Annotated in this window: 21 protein-coding genes; 6 read left to right on the forward strand and 15 right to left on the reverse strand. The window is 54.2% G+C overall.

The features are described 5' to 3' along the window. Positions 1 to 61: 61 nt before the first annotated feature. The 7 genes from ACO2Q8_RS14690 to tkt all read right to left on the reverse strand — a co-directional run bounded on the left by ACO2Q8_RS14690 (position 62) and on the right by tkt (position 8,142). Positions 62 to 541, reverse strand: coding sequence for a hypothetical protein (locus tag ACO2Q8_RS14690; protein ID WP_423345584.1), 480 nt, complete (start codon positions 539 to 541; stop codon positions 62 to 64). 67 nt (positions 542 to 608) lie between these two features. Next, positions 609 to 1,349 (reverse strand): 6-phosphogluconolactonase, encoded by a 741-nt coding sequence (gene pgl / locus ACO2Q8_RS14695; protein WP_423345585.1) that lies wholly within the window; start codon positions 1,347 to 1,349, stop codon positions 609 to 611. Next, complete coding sequence (gene zwf, locus ACO2Q8_RS14700; RefSeq protein ID WP_423345586.1) at positions 1,349 to 2,863, reverse strand: glucose-6-phosphate dehydrogenase; 1,515 nt, start codon at positions 2,861 to 2,863, stop codon at positions 1,349 to 1,351. The genes pgl and zwf overlap by 1 nt, the downstream gene beginning before the upstream one ends. Beyond that, positions 2,860 to 4,287, reverse strand: coding sequence for an NADP-dependent phosphogluconate dehydrogenase (gndA, locus tag ACO2Q8_RS14705; RefSeq protein WP_423345587.1), 1,428 nt, complete (start codon positions 4,285 to 4,287; stop codon positions 2,860 to 2,862). Before gndA ends, zwf begins: the two co-directional genes overlap by 4 nt. 81 nt (positions 4,288 to 4,368) lie before the next feature. Beyond that, positions 4,369 to 5,472, reverse strand: coding sequence for a transaldolase (gene tal / locus ACO2Q8_RS14710; protein WP_423345588.1), 1,104 nt, complete (start codon positions 5,470 to 5,472; stop codon positions 4,369 to 4,371). A 108-nt stretch (positions 5,473 to 5,580) separates the two neighbouring features. Continuing rightward, positions 5,581 to 6,027, reverse strand: a complete 447-nt coding sequence (locus ACO2Q8_RS14715) for an RpiB/LacA/LacB family sugar-phosphate isomerase (RefSeq protein ID WP_423345589.1) — start codon at positions 6,025 to 6,027, stop codon at positions 5,581 to 5,583. A 105-nt stretch (positions 6,028 to 6,132) separates the two neighbouring features. Continuing rightward, entirely contained in the window at positions 6,133 to 8,142 is a 2,010-nt protein-coding gene (gene tkt / locus ACO2Q8_RS14720) for a transketolase (protein ID WP_423345590.1), read from the reverse strand. Positions 8,143 to 8,372: 230 nt separating this feature from the next. Here tkt and ACO2Q8_RS14725 point away from each other — a divergent pair, with 230 nt between their 5' ends. Further along, positions 8,373 to 9,563, forward strand: a complete 1,191-nt coding sequence (locus ACO2Q8_RS14725; protein ID WP_423345591.1) for an amine oxidase — start codon at positions 8,373 to 8,375, stop codon at positions 9,561 to 9,563. A 66-nt stretch (positions 9,564 to 9,629) separates the two neighbouring features. Here ACO2Q8_RS14725 and ACO2Q8_RS14730 read toward each other — a convergent pair whose 3' ends face one another. Then, positions 9,630 to 10,007, reverse strand: a complete 378-nt coding sequence (locus ACO2Q8_RS14730; RefSeq protein WP_423345592.1) for an SPW repeat protein — start codon at positions 10,005 to 10,007, stop codon at positions 9,630 to 9,632. A gap of 99 nt (positions 10,008 to 10,106) precedes the next feature. Further along, positions 10,107 to 10,451: a DUF892 family protein gene (locus ACO2Q8_RS14735; protein ID WP_423345593.1), complete on the reverse strand. Its 345-nt coding sequence runs from the start codon at positions 10,449 to 10,451 to the stop codon at positions 10,107 to 10,109. Positions 10,452 to 10,537: 86 nt separating this feature from the next. On the opposite strand from ACO2Q8_RS14735, the gene ACO2Q8_RS14740 reads away from it, so the two are divergent. The 4 genes from ACO2Q8_RS14740 (at position 10,538) to ACO2Q8_RS14755 (ending at position 17,063) form a co-directional block, all read left to right on the forward strand. Further along, positions 10,538 to 10,684, forward strand: coding sequence for a hypothetical protein (locus tag ACO2Q8_RS14740; RefSeq protein ID WP_423345594.1), 147 nt, complete (start codon positions 10,538 to 10,540; stop codon positions 10,682 to 10,684). Positions 10,685 to 10,974: 290 nt separating this feature from the next. After that, positions 10,975 to 14,094, forward strand: coding sequence for a SusC/RagA family TonB-linked outer membrane protein (locus ACO2Q8_RS14745; RefSeq protein WP_423345595.1), 3,120 nt, complete (start codon positions 10,975 to 10,977; stop codon positions 14,092 to 14,094). Between the two features lie 25 nt (positions 14,095 to 14,119). Next, positions 14,120 to 15,643: a RagB/SusD family nutrient uptake outer membrane protein gene (locus ACO2Q8_RS14750; RefSeq protein WP_423345596.1), complete on the forward strand. Its 1,524-nt coding sequence runs from the start codon at positions 14,120 to 14,122 to the stop codon at positions 15,641 to 15,643. A 190-nt stretch (positions 15,644 to 15,833) separates the two neighbouring features. After that, positions 15,834 to 17,063 (forward strand): sialidase family protein, encoded by a 1,230-nt coding sequence (locus ACO2Q8_RS14755; RefSeq protein WP_423345597.1) that lies wholly within the window; start codon positions 15,834 to 15,836, stop codon positions 17,061 to 17,063. Positions 17,064 to 17,170: 107 nt separating this feature from the next. Here ACO2Q8_RS14755 and ACO2Q8_RS14760 read toward each other — a convergent pair whose 3' ends face one another. The 5 genes from ACO2Q8_RS14760 to ACO2Q8_RS14780 all read right to left on the reverse strand — a co-directional run bounded on the left by ACO2Q8_RS14760 (position 17,171) and on the right by ACO2Q8_RS14780 (position 20,381). Further along, on the reverse strand, positions 17,171 to 18,001 hold the full coding sequence (locus ACO2Q8_RS14760; RefSeq protein WP_423345598.1) for a hypothetical protein: 831 nt from the start codon (positions 17,999 to 18,001) through the stop codon (positions 17,171 to 17,173). A 160-nt stretch (positions 18,002 to 18,161) separates the two neighbouring features. Further along, positions 18,162 to 19,022 (reverse strand): manganese catalase family protein, encoded by an 861-nt coding sequence (locus tag ACO2Q8_RS14765; RefSeq protein ID WP_423345599.1) that lies wholly within the window; start codon positions 19,020 to 19,022, stop codon positions 18,162 to 18,164. 145 nt (positions 19,023 to 19,167) lie between these two features. Then, the gene (locus tag ACO2Q8_RS14770) at positions 19,168 to 19,773 is read right to left on the reverse strand and encodes a DUF4136 domain-containing protein (RefSeq protein ID WP_423345600.1); all 606 of its coding nucleotides are present in this window, start codon (positions 19,771 to 19,773) and stop codon (positions 19,168 to 19,170) included. Positions 19,774 to 19,922: 149 nt separating this feature from the next. Further along, complete coding sequence (locus tag ACO2Q8_RS14775) at positions 19,923 to 20,213, reverse strand: hypothetical protein (RefSeq protein WP_423345601.1); 291 nt, start codon at positions 20,211 to 20,213, stop codon at positions 19,923 to 19,925. Positions 20,214 to 20,216: 3 nt separating this feature from the next. Further along, a complete protein-coding gene (locus tag ACO2Q8_RS14780; RefSeq protein ID WP_423345602.1) occupies positions 20,217 to 20,381 on the reverse strand; it encodes a hypothetical protein in 165 nt (54 codons plus the stop codon). Positions 20,382 to 20,639: 258 nt separating this feature from the next. Between ACO2Q8_RS14780 and ACO2Q8_RS14785 the strand changes: the two genes are divergently transcribed. Further along, positions 20,640 to 21,095: a hypothetical protein gene (locus tag ACO2Q8_RS14785; protein WP_423345603.1), complete on the forward strand. Its 456-nt coding sequence runs from the start codon at positions 20,640 to 20,642 to the stop codon at positions 21,093 to 21,095. Positions 21,096 to 21,316: 221 nt separating this feature from the next. On the opposite strand, the gene ACO2Q8_RS14790 is transcribed toward ACO2Q8_RS14785, so the two are convergent. Beyond that, positions 21,317 to 21,793, reverse strand: coding sequence for an isoaspartyl peptidase/L-asparaginase (locus ACO2Q8_RS14790; RefSeq protein WP_423345604.1), 477 nt, complete (start codon positions 21,791 to 21,793; stop codon positions 21,317 to 21,319). Positions 21,794 to 21,797: the final 4 nt, after the last annotated feature.

Raw genomic sequence — 21,797 nt, forward strand, 5'->3', positions numbered from 1 at the left:
GAGTAACGCGCAACTCACGGACTAAACGGGGCCGCCCGGCGGTCCGTGGGTACAGGAGGTTTTACAAAAAAGCAATGAGCTTTCCGGGCACTGAGGCTTTAAATCGAACGACATCTGTATACGGTTTATTAGGCAATTCCAGCGGAAAAATGCCATAAATAATCGTTCCATCCTGCACCGAGACGTATTTGGTCAGATTTGTCGAAACGTTTTCCGGCCCAATCAGTGCAACGTTCGGTGGGAAATTGCGGATCAGCCATTTGCCCGGAATGAAATAATACACGTGCAACGTTTTCTGATTTGCCTTTCCGTCAAATCGCATGTAAAACGACGTTTCGGCTGTTTTTGATGCCTTAAACCGCTGTTTCTTCAGTTGAATGACTCCCGGGGCTTTGGTGGCCTGCCAAAGCATGTGTTCAGCACGTGTCAGCGTCTCCGCTCCGCGCTGAAGCAGATTTGGGGCTGTTTGTGCAGCAAGCCCCTGGGACAGGATAAGTCCAAGGGCGCAAATTAAGAGCTGTCGTAAACCTGAATAGGGCATAGTGGTCAGATTGAATAGCTACCTGCCACTATAACAACATTAATTATATATTATTGTATCTTATATATTAAATTGAATACCTGTACCCACGGACCGCCGGTTTGTCGAGGAACCAGTGGATTTCGCCTTCGGCTTTCCGCAGGAGTTGGGCCGGGTGATTTTCAATGTCTTCCGGGCCATTCAGCACGGCTTCGACCGCTTCGGCTTTCCCTTGCCCGTACACCAGATACGCCAGCCGACGCCCAAGGTTGAGCAACGGGGCCGTCATCGTAATCCGGTACACGTTCTGGTCGGTCAGAAAAACCGCTTTCACCGAAACGGAGGTATCGTGCAACACCGGCGTGTGCGGAAACAACGAGGCTGTGTGCGAATTGTCGCCTAATCCCAACAGAATCAGGTCGAACCGTACAGCCTCGGCCTGGTAACGGTTTCGGATGGTTTGGGCGTATTGCTCGGCGGCTTCGTCGGGCGGTAAGCTCGTATCGACCGCAAAGATGTTCTCCGCCGGAATCCGCAGCGGATCGAACAAGGCTTTTTTGACCATCAGCGCGTTGCTGTCCGGATGATCGGCGGGCACGTAGCGTTCGTCACCGAAGAAAAAATCGACTTTGTCCCAGTCGATCCGACGGCTATACTCGGGTGTGGCAAGCAGTTCATAGAGTTTCTTGGGCGAACTGCCGCCCGAGAGCGAGACGGAAAACCGCCCGGTTTCGGCGATGGCCATTTTGGCAGTTTCGACAAAAAAGTCGGCCAACGCCACCAGGGTAGCGTCGGCCGTTTCGTAAATATGAAGGATGGGTTGGCTCATCAATGTTTCCCGTTTAGCGGAAGCGTAAACCAGTGAAAACCGTCCTGGGCAATGAGGGCTTCGGCGTTTTCGGGCCCCCATGAACCGGCCGGGTAATTCGGGAAACTCAGGCTTTTCTTGCTTTCCCAGGCCCGCAGAATCGGCATAATCAACTCCCAGGCCGCTTCGACCTGGTCGCTGCGCATGAACAGCGTCTGGTCACCCAGCATGGTGTCGAGCAGCAGCGTCTCATAGGCTTCGGGCGGTTTGCCGGAATAGGTGCCGCTGTAATCGAACACCAGATCGACCGGGTTCAGCGTCATGTCCAGGCCGGGCCGCTTGGCCTGCATTTGCAACCGAATGCTCATTTCGGGTTGAATGCTGAAAATCAGGCGGTTTTGCTGCCAGTTTTCGGCCGCTTCCGGCGGAAAAATGGAGTGCGGAACGTTCTTGAACTGAATCGAGATCACCGAAGCCGACTGGCTCAGGTGCTTGCCCGTACGGACGTAGAACGGCACATTCTGCCACCGCCAGTTGTCGACAAAGAACTTCACGGCCGCGAAGGTTTCGGTGTTCGAGTCCGGGTTGACCTCCGGTTCCTGCCGATAACCGGGAACTTCCTTCCCTTCGATCCAGCCGTGCGCGTACTGGCCCCGAACGGCCGAAAACCGGATGGCGTCGGCATCGAATCGGCGCATCGACCGCAGCACGTCCACCCGGCGGTTCCGAACCTCGTCGGCATCCAGGTTAATCGGCGGTTCCATCGCAATCAGGCAAAGCAATTGCAGAATGTGATTCTGAATCATGTCGCGCATGGCCCCGGCGCCGTCGTAATAACCACCCCGGTCTTCGACGCCGAGTTGTTCGGTCACCGAAATCTGGACGTGGTCGATGTAATTCCGGTTCCAGATCGGTTCGAGCAGCGAGTTGGCAAACCGAAACGCCATGATGTTCTGAACGGTTTCCTTGCCGAGATAGTGGTCAATGCGGTAAATCTGCTTCTCGTCAAAAATGCCCTGCAACTGCGCATTCAGGGCTTTGGCCGACTCCAGATCGTGCCCAAACGGTTTTTCGATCACGATACGCGTGCGGTCCAGGCCGGTGTTCGGGCATTTCTTCGCGATATTATCGGCAATGATCGGGAAGAAGTTGGGCGCAACGGCCAGGTAGTAAATGATGTCGGCTTTCTGCCCCCATTCGCTTTCGTAGGCGGCAAACCGCTCGCCCAGTTCCTGGTAGGTTTTTTCCTTGGTCAGATCCGACACCTGGTAGAAAATGTTTCGGCAGAACGTGTCCCACTGTTCCGGTTTGGCTTTTCCGCTGCGCGAGAATTTGTTAATTCCTTCGAGCAGTTTTTCCCGAAACTGGTCGTCGCTGAGCTGCGTCCGGCCGGTGCCGATGATCGAAAAATGCTCGGGCATCCAGCCGTCGAGGTACAAGTTGTATAGAGCCGGGGCCAGTTTGCGCCAGGCCAGGTCGCCGGTCCCACCGAAAATCACGAAAACGGTGGGTTGCGGAGTGAGCGTTGATTTCATGGTTTTCCGGGAAGTGGCGTCCAGTGGGTGTGGAAAACGCCTTCTTTGTCAATCAGTTCGTAGGTGTGAGCGCCAAAGTAATCGCGCTGGGCCTGAATCAGGTTCGAGGGCATGCGTTCGCTCCGGAACGCATCGAAATACGTTAGCGAAGCGGCAAAAGCCGGAAGAGCAATCCCCGCCGAGATAGCCGTCGAAATCACTGAGCGGGCACCCGACTCACTTTCTTTCACCAACCCCGCCACCGATTCATCCAGCAGCAGGTGCTCCAGACTCGGCGCTTTTTCGTAGGCATTGAAAATGTCGTTCAACAGCGTAGCCCGAATGATGCACCCACCTCGCCAGATTTTGGCAATTTCGGCCAGATTCAGGTTGTAGCCGTACGCAATCGACGACCGATACAGCAAATCCAGCCCCTGGGCGTAGGTCATGATGGTGCTGAAATACAGCGCCTGTTCCACCTGTTCCAGAAATTCGGCTTTGTCGACCGTCAGCGCAGCTGGTAGGTCGCCGTACACCGTGGCCGCTTTGGTCCGCAGCGTTTTGTATTTCGACAAATCACGCATCGCCACCGCCGTGTCGATGGTCGGAATTGGCACCTCCAGGTCCATCGCGACTTGCGAGGTCCACTTGCCGGTTCCCTTCGACTTGGCCTGGTCCTTGATTCGATCAACCAAGTATTGGTCGGAACCATTTTCCCGGAAATTGAAAATATCGCGGGTTACTTCGATCAAAAACGATTGCAATCGGCCTTCATTCCATTGTTTGAAAAGCTGGTAAAGCTCTTCGTTGCCGAGTTGCAGACCCTTGCGCAGCACTTCGTAGGTTTCGGCAATCAATTGCATCAGACCGTATTCGATGCCGTTGTGGACCATCTTTACAAAATGACCCGAAGCGCCCGGGCCGATGTGGGTCACGCACGGCGCGCCATCGACTTTGGCGGCAATGGCTTCAAAAATGGGTTTCAGTGTCAAATACGCCTGTTTATCGCCACCCGGCATCATGCTCGGGCCTTTGCGGGCGCCTTCTTCCCCGCCCGAAATCCCCATCCCAAAAAAGTGCAATCCTTTCTGATCGAGGTATTTATCCCGGATGACTGTATCCGTAAAATGCGAGTTTCCCCCGTCGATCATGATGTCGCCGGGTTCGAGCAACGGGAGCAGGTTTTCAATCACATTGTCGACCGGTTTTCCGGCGGGCACCAGCATCATGATCGCCCGGGGTTTGGACAGGCTTTGCGTCATGGCCGCCAGATCGGTAAACCCTTTGACGGGTTTGCCTTCACCTTCTTTTTCAAAACCGGCCACCTGATCGGGGTTGATGTCATACCCCGCCACGGGAACACCGTGATCGGCCATGTTAAGCAGCAGATTCCGGCCCATCGTACCGAGGCCAATCATGCCAAAATTATACTTCGTTTCAGCCATTTGAGTCGTTTAAGGTTTGAGGTATAACGTTTAAGGTTTTTGGCAACGTCAAACGTTAAACCTCAAACCTTAAACGGCAGATCAAGCGTGTTCGAGCGTTTTCTTTTGGGTATTAATGGCCGCGAGGAGTTTTTCGTACGGCTTGTTGAACTTCTCGATGCCTTCATCTTCAAGTTTCTGGGTGATTTCGTCAATATCGATGCCGACGGTTTTCAGCTTCTCCAGAATCTCGGTCGATTTCTCCAGGTCATTTTCCAGCCGGTTTTCGGCCACGCCGTGATCCCGGAACGCTTCCAGCGTTTCCATCGGAACCGTATCCACCGTATCGGGGCCGATCAGTTCTTCGACGTATTTCGTGTCGGGAATCGCCGGGTTTTTGCTGCTCGTGCTGGCCCACAGCAACCGCTGCGGTTTGGCCCCTTTGGCTTTTAGTTTGGCAAACCGTTCGCTGTTGAACACGCGCTTGTAGATTTCGTAGGCCTTGCGGGCCGAGGCAATGGCCACCTGCGCTTTCAGTTCCGGCGCGCCTTTTTCATCGAGCAGCGGGTCGACCATCACGTCGATGCGGCTCAGAAAGAAGCTGGCCACCGAGGCAATGTGGTCGATCGGTAAACCGGCTTCAGCCCGGGCTTCCAGGCCCGAAATGTAGGCATCGGTCACGGCTTCGTACCGATCCAGCCCGAACAGCAGCGTCACGTTCACGTTGATGCCTTCGCGAATGGCCGTTTGAATAGCGGGCAAACCGGGGGCCGTGCCGGGGATTTTGATCATGACGTTTTCGCGATCCACGGCTTTCCAGAGTTGGCGGGCCTGGTTGATGGTGCCTTCCGTATCAAGCGCCAGAAACGGCGACACTTCCAGACTCACGTAGCCATCCGCACCCCGAATTTCCTCTTCATACACCGGTTTGAACAAATCGGCCGCGCGCTGAATGTCGCTGACCGCCAGTCCGTAAAAAATATCTTCGTCACTTTTGCCTTCCTTCGCCAGCCGTTTGATGTCCTCGTCGTAATCTGAACTGCTGCTGATGGCTTTTTCGAAAATAGCCGGATTGGACGTAATGCCCCGGACACCGTCTTCGTCGATGAGCTGTTGCAGTTGGCCGGAATCCATGATTTTCCGGTCGATGAAATCCAGCCAGATACTCTGCCCGAACTCGTGAATCTGTTTTACGCGATTTGCCATTTTTCGTTTGAGGTTTAACGTTATTCCCTTCGTTATTCTGTGTTCGCTATTCGATATTTAATGATCGGTTAATATCGAATATTGAATAGCGAACATCGAATAACGAAATCACTTCTGTTCTAATTCAATCACTTTGTTCAGTCGCCGGAGGTGTCGCTCGGCTCCGCTGAAGCGGGCTTCGAGGAAGGCGCGGATGAATTCTTCGGCTACCCGGTTGCCGGTGATCCGTCCGCCGAGGCAAATTAAGTTCATATCGTCGTCTTCTACACCCTGGTGGGCCGAAAAATGATCGTTGATCAAAGCCGCCCGAACGCCCGGAATCTTGTTGGCGACAATGGCAGCCCCCACTCCGCTCCCGCAAACCGCCACCCCGCGTTCGACTTCCCGGCGCGAAACCGCCTGCGCCAGCGGGATGATTTTGTCGGGATAATCGTCGGTGCTTTCGTAGGTATGGGCCCCAAAATCGACGACCTCATAGCCCAGGTCGGTCAGGTACGTGTGAAGGGTTTCTTTCAGTTCGAAGCCGCCATGATCGGCGGCAATGCCTATTTTCATGAGTTTTTGGTTTTTACTTCGCTATTCGGTGTTCGTTATTCAATATTCGATATTAACCGATCATTAAATATCGAATATTGAATAACGAACACCGAATAATGAAATTCAAGAGAGTAATTTCTTCGCCCGGCTGACAACATTTTCCACCGTAAAACCGAACTTCTTGAACAGATCACCCGCCGGAGCCGATTCGCCGAAGGAGGTCATACCCAGGATATCGCCTTCGTCGGTGACATATTTGTACCAGCCCAACACCGCCCCGGCTTCGACGGCCAGCCGTTTTTTGATGGCTTTCGGAAAAACCGTCTCTTTGTATGAAGCATCTTGACGGTCAAACAGTTCCCAGGAGGGCATACTAACCACGCGGGCGGCAATCGATTCGGCTTTCAGTTGCTCCTGCGCCTGCAACAACAACGACACTTCCGAGCCGGTCCCAATCAAAATAACATCCGGTTTTTTGTCTGAATCGGACAGAATGTAGGCACCTTTTTCCAGCGCGTCGGCTTTGGTATATTTTTCCTGATCGATGACGGGCAAGCCCTGTCGGGTCAGGATGAGGGCAACGGGGCCACCGGGGTGCTGGATAGCCACCCGCCAGGCCTGGGCGGTTTCGTTGGCATCGGCGGGTCGGATCACGATCAGGTTCGGAATCGCCCGCAGCGCCATCAGGTGCTCGATGGGCTGGTGCGTGGTGCCGTCTTCGCCCAGCCCGATGCTGTCGTGCGTAAAGATAAACACCGGCCGGATTTTCATGATGGCCGCCAGCCGGATTGTCGGACGCAGGTAGTCGGAAAACACCAGAAAGGTCGCGCCATAAGGAATAATGCCTTTCGTGACGGCCAGCCCGTTCAGAACGGCACCCATCGCGTGTTCCCGAATCCCGAAATGAAAAATCCGTCCGGCCCGGTTTTCGGCCGAGAAGGATTGATAGTTCTTCAAATCCGTATCGGTCGAAGGCGACAAATCCGCCGAGCCGCCGATCAGATGCGGCAAGTCGTCGGCAATGGCGTTCAGAACTTTGCCGGAGGCTTTGCGGGTCGCTATTTTTTCGTCCCCGGCCGGAAATACCGGTATCTTCTGCTCCCACCCATCCGGCAGTTTCCCGTTGGTAACCCACTCAAACTCCTGCGCCAGATCGGGGTATTTCGCTTTGTAGGCGTTGAACAGATCATTCCATTTTTCTTCTTTCTTCCCCCGCTCCTTGCCGATTTCCCGGTAAAAATGAAGCACATCTTCTGGTACCACAAACGATTCGTCGGGATTAAAACCGAAATTTTCTTTCACCAGCCGGAGTTCATCTTCTCCCAATGGAGAACCGTGGGCTTCAGCGGTGTCCATTTTGTTGGGACTACCATAACCGATATGCGTCCGGACTTTGATCAGCGACGGACGGGTGGTTTCCTCCTGAGCGGCTTTCACGGCCTGATAAAGCGCTTCCAGGTCGTTACCGTCCGGTACCACCTGCACATGCCAGCCGTAGGCCTGAAACCGCTGAGCGACGTCTTCCGTGAAGGTCAGGTCGGTGCTGCCTTCAATGGAAATGTGGTTATCGTCGTAGAAATAAATCAGGTTGCCCAGTTGCAGATGGGCCGCCAGCGAAGCCGCTTCGGACGTAATGCCCTCCATCATATCGCCATCGCTGCACAAGGCGTAAATTTTATAGTCGAATAGGGGGAATTCCGGCTTGTTGTAACGGGCGGCCAGGTGATACTGCCCGATGGCAAATCCAACGCCGTTGGCAAAACCCTGTCCCAAGGGCCCCGTCGTGATTTCTACCCCCCGCGATAAGCCGTATTCCGGGTGGCCGGGCGTCAGGCTATCGAGTTGCCGAAACTGCTTCAGGTCATCCAGACTTAGTTCGTAACCCGTCAGGTACATGAAGCAATACTGCAACATACAGCCATGCCCCGCCGACAGAATAAACCGGTCGCGGTTGGGCCAGTCGGGATTCTGCGGGTTGTAGTTCATGGCTTCCGTCCAGAGGATATGCCCAATCGGGGCGGCTCCCATCGGTAAACCGGGATGGCCGGAATTGGCTTTCTGAACCGCATCGGCGGCTAATACCCGCACGGTATTGATGCTCAATTGCTCAATCGACTGCGTTGTGGTTTTCATCGAAACAGGGGATTAACATACAAGATCGTATTCAATAAAGTAACCCGCTGGTCAACGGTTTGTTCGTACGCCGGGGTTTCTTCTGTGCTTACCACTTCCAGCATGCGTCGCTTCTGCCAGAGCCATTCCCTTTCGCTCGGAAAACCGTCAGCACCCCGGATTTTGCAATCTTTTTTTCCACCTTTGATTTATTCTAAAATCTATTTGTATTGACGACTTACCCTTTTTCCATGTCGAACCAAAACCCGTTTTATTCGTTCTGGTGGGCGGGGTTTGAATGCACCGACCAACTCAACTGTTTTGGAAACCGGGTTGATTTTTTGCCTCAGACCGGGCATTTGGCCATGCTCGAAGCAGATTATCGGCAATTGAACCCGTTTCAGATCCGAACCGTTCGGGAAGGCATCCGCTGGAGCCAGGTGGAAAAAACCGCCGGACAATACGACTGGCGTGTCGTTGAACACATGCTTACGGTTGGCCACCGCGAGGGTATTCAACAAATCTGGGACTTGTGTCACTTTGGCTACCCCGACGATCTGACGCCCCTCCACCCCCAGTTTGCCCGGCGGTTTGCAGCGCTCTGCCGATCATTTGTACACTTCTACCGCGATCGTTATCCCGACGACACGCTGATTGTCACACCGATCAACGAAGTAAGCTTTATGTCGTGGCTAGGTGGCGAAGTGCGGGGCACCACCCCCTACTGCATCGGTCAGGGCTGGGAAGTGAAGCGGGGGCTCATGCGGGCCTACATCGAAGGGGTGGCCGCCCTGCGTGAACTAGACCCGTCAATCCGGATTTTGACGACGGAGCCGCTGGTTCAAATGGTTCCTCCTCTCGATGCCTCCGACGAGCAGGTTCTTCGGGCTGCCCGGGCCGACGAGGATCAGTTCCAGGCTATCGATATGCTGGCGGGCTACCTGGCTCCGGACCTCGGCGGGTCGCCCGCGTACCTGGATTTGCTCGGGTTGAATTATTATTACAATAACCAGTGGATTGAGGGAACGGAGACGTTTCTGGGCTGGAACGACCCGGTTCCGGACCCGCGCTGGGTGCCACTCCGAAAGCTGTTGCTCAAAGCCTACCGGCGTTATAATCTTCCCATTGTGCTGACCGAAACCAGCCATCCGGGCATCGACCGGCCGCTTTGGATCGAGATGATTGGGCGCGAATGTGCGGCCGTGCTTCAGACCGGGATCCCCCTTTGGGGCGCTTGCCTCTACCCCATCATCGACCGCCCGGACTGGGATCATCCTGACCGATGGCACCATTCTGGGCTTTGGGACGCCGACCTGTCGACCAACCCGCCCGGACATGTCCTGTATGAGCCGTATGCCGAAGCGTTGGTGCGGGCACAGGCCGGGGTGGAATTTGTCCGTAGCCGGGTTGAATCGGTCGTGGTGAAGCAGCCTGAGTTATAGGGATTTGTTATTACACAGAGTTAATCAGAGGGCATCAGAGTTTACCAGAGAAAAACTCTATTGATCCTACTCATGAAATGGTGTGGTACTCTTGTTTACATAGGGCTTCCGCTGCGTCAGGAGTCCGGCCCCGATCTCGAAAGCGCCAAAAATGACATGCGGCAGGTACACTCGATTGGCGAAATCGAAAAGCCAGGGCGAAGCCACCATCACGATTCCACTCAAAACGTCCATCGTTAAATGCATCGGCATCGGTAGCCGCCGAATCAGCCCTAATTCGTAGTCAGTAAAAATGGAATAAATGATTGCCATTACCCCCAGAATAATCGGCACCCACTGAGCGGCATCGCGATCGGCAAAGCCAAAAATCCAGGGGGATATAACGAAAAAAGACCCGGCGACATAATCGATTACACCGTGAACTTTGGTTGAAATGATATTCATAAGTAGTCTGTTCCTGTTCGGCAACCTTGAAGTCCGGCCCGCCTGTACGTAACCGTATATCAATCGGTTAGCCACCGTCGATATACCGGTTTTGGATGCTTAAGAATTCAGTGCCATCTGATTCACCTGACTGGTCGCAATGACGGTCAGCTTCTCATCGGTTGCTTTCTCTTTTTGCAGCGTTTGCTGAAGCAGTTCGACCACCTGGTCCTGACCAGCCTGCTGCGCCAGCGTCCGGGCGGTTCCGTAGGCCGCGATCTCGTAATGTTCCATTTTCTGAGCCACCCCAATGATGGCGGCATCCGCCGGTTGGGCGTCTTCCAACTGGTCAAGCAAATCCTGCGGTTCCTCAATCAACCCCTCCCTGGCTACGCACACCTCACCGTCCGGATCGATGCCCACTTGCATGGCAATCGGCTCCATAAATTCTTCCATCGTCTTCATCACAAATCGCTTTTACTGGTTTACATGGTTTTTAACGCTTCCGGATTTACCACGGCGGTTTCAAAACGGGAAGCCCAAAGCCACTCGTGGCTGCTGTTCGGTTTGGCTACATGACTTCCAGCCTGACAACCCGCCAGCGTAAAGAAGGAGAAACGAGTATCCTGCAAAGTAAGCTTTCGGCCCACCCGAACAACATGCCCAGCGTCCCCTGCCCCATTCCCTTGTTTGCTTAAACCCTACCTTCTTTTTCAGGTTACGTGCTTGGGACATTACTCTAAATTTTCAAAAAAAACTATGTTTTGTTCAATCATTTACCAGCCAAGACTGAACATCATGCTTATGTCTGTTCAAAATTAGACTATTCGGTACTCCACTTCCTGATAACCAGGCACCCTGAGTATTCAAACCCCTTTCATTGAGCGTAAAAACACTTATTCATGAAGTATTACCAAAGGTTTCAATTTATGGCCCGATTCAACCTCGATAACCAGTTTCAATCTGTAACCCGTTTAGCACACCTTCTATGAGAAAGACTATATTGTTTCGCACTCGGCGAGTTTATTCATCGCTTTTTTGCTGCGGGCTGGCGGTTATGCTGGTAATTCTTCCGTGCTTTGGCCCGAATGCTATCCTGTACGCCCAAACCCGCGCAACGCTGCAACCGATTACGGGGCGTGTGGTCGACGAAACCGGGCAACCGCTGCCCGGAGTCACGGTTTTAATCAAAGGAACAACCAACGGAACCACCACCAACGGCGAAGGCATTTACACGATCAATGTCCCGGAGGGCAGCAGCGTGCTGACGTTTTCGTTCATCGGCTATGCGTCGCAGGATGTACCGATCAACAACCGCAGCACGGTCGATGTGACGATGTCGCCCACGGCCACAGCGCTGGACGAGGTTGTCGTGATTGGGTATCAGGCGGTCCGGAAGCGGGATGTTACCGGGGCCAATGCCGTGATCAGCCCGACCGATGCCAGTAAGGTTACGGCACAGTCACTGGCTGAGTCCATTCAGGGGTTGTCACCGGGCGTGACAGTTCGGAATACCGGCGTTCCCGGCCAGCAGGCATCCATCCAGATTCGGGGGGTCGCCAGCTTCCTGAACACCGATCCGCTCTACATCATCGACGGCATGATTGCCGATGCCAACCCGACCATCAACACCAACGACATTGAGTCGATTCAGGTACTGAAAGATGCATCGGCGGCTGCAATTTACGGGTCACGGGCGGCCAACGGCGTCATCATCATCACGACCAAGCAGGGCAAGGAAGGTCCGGTCCGGATTTCGTTTTCGGGTAAATATGGGATTCAACAGGTGGCCAAACGCTGGGATCTGACCGATGCTGCCGGGTTTGCCGCCCTGCAACGCACCCAGTACCAGAATGCGGGTCAGACACCTCCGGCCAGCGTCGCCACCGGCACCTTCAACCCAAACATCGATACCGACTGGCAAAACGAGGTGCTTCAGACCGGCAACCTTCAGGATTACAACCTGAGCCTTTCGGGTGGGACCAAAACCGGCAACTACCTGATCTCGGGCAGCTATTTCGACAATACCGGCTATGTCCGGGGAACCGGTTTCAACCGGGCCAGCCTGCGGATCAACACCCGGAGCGAATTTGGCCGGTTTACGATCGGCGAAAATCTGGTCCTGACCAATTCGAATACCCGAAACTTCCCGGCGGGTAACCCGATTTACGACATGGCCAGCAACCTGCCGGTTATTCCGGTGCAGGACCCTCGCTACGTCAGCGCCACCAATCCCGAAGGCTGGGGAATCGGTTCGTATCCCGATGCGGTTACGTATGCCTTCAACCCGGTAGCCGCCCGCAACCTGGCCTCGAATAAAAGCAATTTTGCCAAACTGGTCGGTAACGGCTATCTGGAGTTCAAATTTGCCGACTGGTTGAGTTACCGCTTCAACGCGGGGCTGGAGGTCAGCTTTGATTACATCCAGAGCCTGCGCCGGATCGGGGTATATCAGTACAATGCCGCCGTGGTGCCGAGTTCGGTTTCGGAAGATCGCTCCCGGTATTCGAGCCTGCTGTTTGAACATACCCTGAACTTCAACCGGACATTCGGCCCGCACAACCTCAACGGCGTCGTCGGAATCAGCCAGCAAACCACCCGACGCGAAATTACGACGGGCGGACGGACCAATCTGGCCTTTGCCGGGGGGCAATACTTCAACACCATCGGAGCCGCCACCGGCGTTTCGACCTCGGCCGGGGGCATTCCGGACTTCTACCGGATTCTGGGTTACCTCGGCCGGATCAATTACACCTACAAAGACAAATACCTGCTGACGCTGACCGGCCGGGTCGATCAGGATTCGCGCTTCGGAGCCAACAACCGGACCGGTTTTTTCCCTTCGGTGGCCGCAGCCTGGCGCATTAGTCAGGAAGATTTTTTCAAGGTGGATTGGGTGACCGATCTGAAACTGAATGTATCCTACGGGAAGCTGGGTATTGTGGTACCCACGCTGGGATCTTTCCCCTACACGGCGTTTATCAACAACAACCCCCGGGCGATTTTTGGTGTTGATCAAAACGAAAATGTGGGTGCTTACCAGGCCCAGCTTGCCAACCCGGATTTGCGCTGGGAGGAACGGACGCAGCAGAATTATGGGCTGACGGCCAGTTTCTGGCGCAACCGCCTGACGGCCGAGATCAATGTCTACAACTCGCTGTCGTCGGATGCGATTCTGAACCTGACAGTGCCGGGTTACCTGGGCAACCTGCGCGGGAATCCGTACGTCAACACGGCGTCGATCCGCAACCGGGGCGTTGAATTTTCGGCCACCTACCGCAACAACGAACACGCCATCAAATGGGATGTATCGGGCAACTTTACGACCATCAAAAACCGGGTTGAAAACGTTGGGAACCAGGGCCAGAACATCAATTACATCCTCAGTGGCAACACCCGCTCGCAGGTCGGCAATCCCGTCGGGCAGTGGTATGTCCTGAAAACGAACGGGCTTTTCCAGAACCAGGAAGAGATCAACAATTACCGGGGACCGGATGGACAACTGGTACAACCGTTTGCCAAACCGGGCGATGTGCGGTACGAGGACACCAACAACGACGGACGGATCGACGTGAACGATCGCCAGTTTGTGTCATCACCCTGGCCCAAATTACAGGCCGGCGCGCAAGCCAACGCGTCGTACAAACAGTTCTCGCTGAATATTCAGTTTGTGGGCGTGTTTGGCTATACGGTCTATAATGACGTGCGCCGGACATTGGATACCTACCAGCTCACCAACTTCCGGGCCGATATCAACCCGTGGACTCCGGAAAATACCAACACCAGCGACCCGCGCCTGGGGCTGGAAGCTGGTGATCAGGGCATCATTTCGAACAACCTGGGGTATACCGATCGGTGGCTGGAAAACGCATCGTACGTCCGGCTGCGGAATATTGAAATCGGCTATTCCTTACCGGCCAACGTCCTGAACCGGGCCAAAATCCGGGGAGCGCGGGTGTATGTCAGCGGCCAGAACCTGTTCACGATCACAGGCTACAGCGGTCTCGATCCGGACGTTACCGGGGCCAACATTCAGGAACGGGGTGTCGACAACGGCCACTGGCCCACCCCGCGCGTCGTATCCCTTGGCGTTAACTTCGATTTTTAAGACCAACCTCTGCTATAAAAACTCCATGAAGAATCGTCTGATTTTACTGGCAGTCGCAACGACGATCGCCTTTACCGGTTGCGACCGGAATCTGGACATTGTCAATCCCAACCAGGTGACGACGCAGTCGTTCTGGAAAACCGCAGATGATGCGCTGGCGGGCGTGAATGCCGTTTACAGCACGACGCACCGGGGCGGTATTTCGCGCTGGATGCCGTTTTACTACATCATCCGCTCCGATGAAGGCCAAAGCCTGAGCCCGGCCACGGATATAGTCAATAACATGGATCAGTTTCTGATCACCGACTACAATTACGGCAATGCCTACGGTGTCTGGAATGATAATTACATTGGCATCAACCGGGCGAATCAAGTCATTGCCAACGTCCCGGCCATTCCGATGGACGAAACCTTGAAGCAGCGGTACGTCGGCGAAGCCAAGTTTCTACGGGCCATGTTCTACTTTCACCTGGCCACGCTCTGGGGCAATGTCCCGCTGATTCTGGAACCCTCGGTCGTGGGTGATCAGCCTGCCAGCGCGACCCAGGCGCAGGTCTGGGCGCAAATCGAGAAAGACCTGACCGAAGCTGCCACCGGTTTGCCGACAACCTATGGACCGAATGACCTGGGCCGGGCGACTAAAGGAGCCGCCTTCGCCTTGCTGGCCCGCACCTATTTGCAACAACGGAAATACGCAGAAGCCATCACGCCCCTGCAATGGCTGACCGAAGGCGAAGGCAAAGGCATTTACAGCCTGATGCCCAATTACCGCGACAACTTTCTGGTGACAACCGAAAATAACCGGGAATCGGTTTTTGAGTGGCAATTTGAACTAAATCCTGCCGAGTACACGGACGACGATACCGAAACGCCCAATCAGAACTACGGCACCTCCATTGCACAGTTTTTCGGTCCAAGCGGCATCGGATGGTCCGACGGCGAAGCCCGGCGCTGGGTGGTTCGTGAATTCAACGAACGAACGACGACGGGTGCCCGCGATCCCCGGCTGGAAGCTTCGTTTCTGTTCGACTCCACCGATGTGCGTGGCCCGGCCTTCACCCAGATTTACGGTCAAACGTTTCTCCAACGGTATGGTACGAATAACCAGCGTGTCTGGTTCCGGAAGTTTCAGAACGACCACTGGAAAAACGAGGAAGGTTACCGCTCGCCCAACAACTGGCGCTATATCCGCTACGCTGATGTCCTGCTGATGTACGCCGAAGCGCTGAACGCAACGGGAAAAACCGCCCAGGCTTATTCATTTGTGGATCAGGTGCGGCAGCGCGCCGGATTGCCCCGGCTTTCGACGGTAAGACCGGGGTTGACGGCGGAGCAGTTTCTGGGTCAATTGAAGCACGAACGGGTAACAGAACTGTCGGGGGAAGGCTGGCGCTGGAACGACCTGGCCCGTTGGGGCGACCTCGGCCCGCAGCTTGCCAACCGCGATCCGGCCTTTTCAACCTTCGTTCGGGGGCGCAGTGAGTTGCTGCCAATTCCGCAAACCGACCGGGATTTGAACCCCGGCCTGACCCAAAATCCGGGGTATTGACGGTTTGGGATGGATACTAGTTGCTGGATACTGGATGTGGATTGTAGACAGGATATCCTGAACTGCACACAACGTGCGGCTGCATTCTTTATTCGTTTTTTTTCGTTCTCTATAATTTGCCCCGAATGACTTTATCGACAATTCGTTGTCTGCGTGTGTTTGGCGTCAACGAAGGATTAACCAATTTTTTATGACTGGAATACGTGTGAATAGGCGGAAAGTGAATTACCTGATCGTTCTGTTCGGTTGGGTGTTTTTAGTGCAATGCAAAACCGACCCCGGTGGCTCGCCCACACCCGAACCGCCCACTGACTCGTCGGCGGTTGCCCCGGACGATCAGCCCCCGGTTGACAACACCAACCCTTCGCTGTCCATTACCTGGGATAAAACCGCCCGGAAGCTCTCGCATGAGGTCTATTTTGCGGAATATGGTCGCATTCACCGGATCATGGGCGATACCTTGCTACTGACGTACCATTGCGGGGATGTCGAAAATTACTGGGACAACATTGCGATCCGGCGCAGCACGGACGGAGGCACTACCTGGTCACCAGCCGAAATTCTGGTGCCCGACAACGATCCGAATTACTACGGTTTTGCCAATCCGGAACTTTTGGTTCTGCAAAATGGCACAGTCATGCTGGCCTACACCGGTCGGGGAAAACCGGATGACAACACCCACGGAAACATCCAGATTCGCATTAGTCAGGACCGGGGCTGGACATTCGGGGCGCCCCGCATCGTGGCCTCGGGCCGTTCCTGGGAACCCGCCATGATCCAGCTTCCCGATGGCGAAATTGAGCTTTTTTATTCAAGTGAAGCGGTCTGGTGGCCGAGCAACAATCCGCAACAGGAAATTTTGCTGGCGCGCTCCACCGACAGTGGTCAATCATGGACGACGCCCGAGCATGTCGCTTACACCAACGGAATGCGCGACGGCATGCCAAGTCCGCTGCTACTGCACGATAACAAAGGCCTGGTATTCGCCATCGAATCGGTCAACAATACGCAATCGCCCTGGGTGCTATGGTCGTCGGTTTCAGCCCGGTGGCGGTATGCCGGGTTAGGGACTCCGGCCAATAACCGCCGGTGGCTGGCGACCACACAACGGATTTGGGGCGGAGCGCCCGATCTGATTCAACTACCCACCGGCCAGACACTGCTCTCCACCCAGGATGCGGGTGGGCGATCCATCAGCAGCGACTGGCGTAAGAACACCATGCTGGTACTGGTCGGCAATAGCGTTGCCAAAAACTTCGGTTCCATTTCTTACCCCTGGCCGGATTTGCCGGTGACGGAAGGGGCCTATTACAGCTCTCTGTTTTTGAAAAACCCCACGACACTGGTGTTGATCACAACCCGAAATTTTGCGGACGGCCACAGTGAAATTTATTGGAAAGAAGGGCAACTAAACTATTGATCAATATCCGGTTTGCCATGTTGCCCCGAAAACGAAATGCCGTTGAAGTTTTAAGAGACTGTCAGAAAATAGGTCTTACCCATTTCTGACAGTTTTTTTACCAATCGCTAATAAATCGGATCACTTCCGACGTTTGTCTCTTCATCCACCTGGCTAATCAGCAGACTGGCCAGGTGGGCGGCATGGGCACTGTCGGCAGCCACCGTCGGGCCGTGCTTGACCATGATGTGAAATACATGTTGCAGATTCAGGATATGCAACGTGCGGTTTTTTGCGTCCCAAACTGCTTTTTCCGCTACTCCCGGAACACTTTTCGGACTATTGCGCTGTTCCTCATTGTCGTCCAGTTGCGCCCGGATTCCACCGGGTTCGCTGTGTCGGGCTGCGGAGTCGTTGGGCGCACCGGCCGGGGCTCCGTTGCCGGGCGATGGATTATTGGCGGCTCCGCTTTCTGCCGTCGCTCCAGGCGCGGGTTCAAGGGTTTTAGCCAAACCGTCGGCCGGTCCCTCAGCTCCCGTACCCATCGGATCCGGACCGGTGTAATATTGTTTACGACCCCGGTCGGTCAGATCTTCGGGTTTAAAAAGCCGGTCGAAATAATATTCAGCATGAAAAATCGATTCGAAGGGCCGTCGGGCCGTTGTCGAAAGCGACACTACTTTCTTATTATTCAGCACAATATCACAGGTGCTTTCCGTTTCCATCCAGGTTAACACAGTGCCTTCCGGGAGGTCAAACATTGTTGAAATAGCCGATTCACTGATGTAATTACAGGGCTGATCGTACTGGTAATATTCGCTCAACTGTCGGCTTCCACTCACAAAACGGCCCAGATCTTCGACACGACGACCACCTTCATCCCGACCATCTGCACCCGAATTTCCACCTCCGCAAGCCAGCAGCGCCGACAGCGGTAACACGGTCCAATAGCTTTTCATCTGATTTAAAGATTAACGTTGCTAAAATTTAGGGACATCCCTCGCGAGCGTAACTACGAAGTTGCAGAAGAGTTGGGCTACCCCTTCAAAAACAATCTCCCGGGGGCATCCCCGGGAGATTGTTTCATGCATTGATATCCAAAATTTAGCCATGATTCGTTCACCGCTTCTCACCGGCATCCTGCATTTGTTCGGTCTGGGCGAAGGCTTCCTTCGCGGGAGGTCCCAGCATCGGTTCGTTGCCGTAAGGCCGGGCCGGTTCTTCGCGAAAAGTCGACCTTCCGTCGATCGAGGGCCCTTCAGTCCAGCGCCGGTTTGTACCTACGGAGGCTTCCTTGTCCAGGTTAGTGTTCACAAAAGCGTAGCTAAACTCCTGCTGTTCATTGGCTTGCGGGAAACTGTTCGGAATCGGGTGGACGTTGCGCAAATCGCCGTGTCCAAGTTCTTCCAGAACCGCCAGCCACTGGTTCTGGTGCATGGTATCGCGGGCAATCAGAAAGGACAGCATATCTTTCATCCCCGCATCGTTGGTTAGGCTATACAGACGCGTTGCCAGCAGCCGTCCCGTCGATTCGGCCATTACATTGGCGTACATATCGGCGGCCGTATTGCCCGAGCTAACCACCCAGGAGCCATTGAAGGGAACGCCGTTGGCATCGGCAGCCATCGCACCCAATCCTCCCGAGAGGTAGTGCCGGGGGTCCATCCCCCCCATAATGGCTTCCACGACCGGGTTTTTTCCCACCAGATCGTCGATCAGGTCGTTGGAAGCGCCTTCCAGGTTCAGGGCTACGGCCGTCGCCAGCATTTCAATGTGGGAAATCTCCTCGGTTCCGGTATCGAGCAGCATATCGCGATACCGAACCGGCCCCCGCGAATTCCAGGCCTGGAAGAGGTATTGCAAACATACCCGAATCTCTCCTTCGATCCCCCCGATGGCTTGCTGAAGCGCCCGGGCAAAGGTCGGGTCCGGTTTTTCGACCCGCACTTTGTACTGCAACTTTTTGTCGTGATAAAACATAAGGCAATCGTCTGTTTAGATACTATTTACTTTGGGGAGAACCCGGCGCTGGCGCGTCTGGCGAACAAGAGGCATTAAAAATGAGGAACCGGCCCTGTCATTCTTTTCGACAATTCCCTGAACCGGCGCCCCTGTATCGGGTTCGTTACGAGCGGTTTTGCGGGAACTGCTCGGCAATTCGGGCCACCTCCCGGGTAAGTTGATCGTTGATACGCGACGGATTTCCGATGGCGTTCTCGACCCAGCCCCGCCAGATAAGCTGTTTGGTCCGGGCGTCGACCATATCGACTACCACCGTTCCGGCTTCGTATTTCTCCTGGGTATACATTGGGCCCCAGCTACGCCAGCCCCACCAAGATGGCCCCCATCCCCGCCATCCCCAGCGGCCCCAACCATAAAAAGGTCCGTAAAGTCCAACCGGCCCGGCCTGCTGAGCAACCGTCCGGGTTTTCTGTTCGACGAAAAAATGGTAGCCGACAAGCAGGTCAGGACGTCGTTTCGAGGCTCGCAAGCCACGCTGATTCAGCGCCCGCTCGATGGTTTGCTCGACGTTCTGGGTGGCAATGTGATTATAATAAAGCGGATTTTCACCTGCTTTCACATCCGGTTCCATCCAGGCATAGGATCTGTACCGGGAAAAATCAACGTTCTGTGCGGTGTCGACCCGTACCTTGGGCGCGCAACTCATCAGACCCATAAACAGGCCCATCACCAGAATTCCAGGTTTTTGCCAGTTTTTCATATTTTTCATAAGGCAGTCCGATTTTTTGTTCAGTCCCGGGTAGTCGAATCAATTGTTCGGACCCGGGCATACCGGTTTTAAACTACAATTGGTTCGTAACAAAGAGGTTTCCACCCAGATGGTGAGGTTCCGGACCTGCGGTTTTGTGTTTTCGCCCCTCACATCCGGTTCAGCCAATACCGAAACTCTTCCATCGTTAGTCGTTCAGCCAGGTACGATTCCAAACGGTATCCCTGCTTCCGAAAACAGAACTGTCGGAATGCCAGCATGTCCCGACAGGTACCGAGCCCCATCCAGCGATAGATTTCCTGTTCGGTCGGACAAAGTGTTTGCAGCCAGGCTTCTAAATCAGCCTGAACCGGTTCAAATGGCATCGATCCGTAGTACTCCAGAACAATCCGGCGGATCCGTTGCTGCATTGGATCATTCACCAAAGTAGTCTCTTTCACACGTCAAGGAGTAGGGTCAAACGGATAGGCGGCTACTCGCTTGCGCTTTTTCTTCCGTGTTTTTTTGGGAGCACGTTTTTTTTCCGTCGACAACACATAAAGCAGGAGTAAGCCTGCTGCGAGTAGCAATCCCAGCAACGGGTAAAATAAAGTTTTGATCTCTTCCATTGATTCAACCGGGTTAGGATTTGAACCAATAGAACTATCTTGAACTCGGCATACATTTCCAACCCATTATCCAATGAGTATTTGGACCAACGAATAAAATAAGTGGCATAATCACCCAACCTCCTCTCAAAAAGAGTACTACATCTATCGTTTCATTTAATACTAGACCGAATCCTAACTCTTTTCTTTTTTTCACATCGTATGTCTGATGCAGTCGGTTTACGGATAAAGTCACCAAAAAATTAGAAAAACTCAGCGATGAAAAAAGTATTAATCGTGGCAGTGATGCTCATAGCAGCGACTACAATCGGATCGCAGGCCCAATCGACTTCCAGCAGCAGTTCTTCCAGCCAGGAACAGACCGGTGCCAGCGGGAGCGGTCAAACCAGCGGTTCAACCGGGGTTACTTCCGGTGCCAGCGAACAATCCGGGAATTCAGGACGTACTGTAACCGGGGCCAATGGCCAAACTTCCGGCACCAGCGGTCGGCAGGGGGCGGGCAGCAACACGCAGGGCACCACGGGACAACAAAGCCGGAGCCGTCGGTCGAGCGACCAGTCTTCGGCGGGAGTCGAATCTCCATCTGCCAGCGGTTCAGGTGCGCAGGGGATGTCCGGTAGCGGTTCAGGCAACAAAAAAGCGAAACGTTCACAGAAAACCGGTAGCTCATCGGATTCTGCAAACTCTCCGAACCAGAACGGTTCACAACGGTAAGTATGAGGTGTAATGATTGGTAAAAAGTAATGAACGTAGCCGACCAAGTGGCTACGTTCATTCTTTTATACCCCCGGCTCTCCATCAAATGTTAAAGTTCTTCGAATCGCAGTCTCATTTCCTATAAAACCGGGAACATTTCCGGTTTCATGAGTTTTCCCTTGCACCTAGGAATTTGTGAACATGAAAATGATCGACATTCGCGCCCTGAGAGGACCCAACTACTGGCCCACGCGCTGGCACAAGTTAATCGTGATAAAGTTGGACCTGGAGCAACAATTGATGACGTTTTTAATAATACGGCCTTTGCCCACTCCTGCACGAACGCTACCTGGCCGAACCACTGGTGATCGCCGGGACCAGCGCCGGAGTGGGCAAAGGCCGTATTGCATGTTAGTCAGCCCACCCGTCGAGGTTGCCGAAGCCAGGTTGCCCCGGCTGTCGAGAGCCACGGCCCCGACGGTTCCCCTTCCGGTGTTTTTACGGCTGTGATCCAACCGGGTGCGGTTTTCGGCCTGTGCTTCCTTTACTTGCTGAAACTGGTGTTCGGTGGAAAAATAATCGTCTGGTTCGAACGGTAACTGGTGTTCGCGGGCAAAAACTTCGGCCCCCGTTCCCAGCAGAAAGACGTTTTCCGACTGTTCCATCACGGTCCGGTTGATGGTCCCCGAACCACCGTGGATCGCAATGGTGTACATAGGT

This window comes from Larkinella sp. VNQ87, assembly GCF_049445795.1.
In the GTDB taxonomy this organism is placed as follows: domain Bacteria; phylum Bacteroidota; class Bacteroidia; order Cytophagales; family Spirosomataceae; genus Larkinella.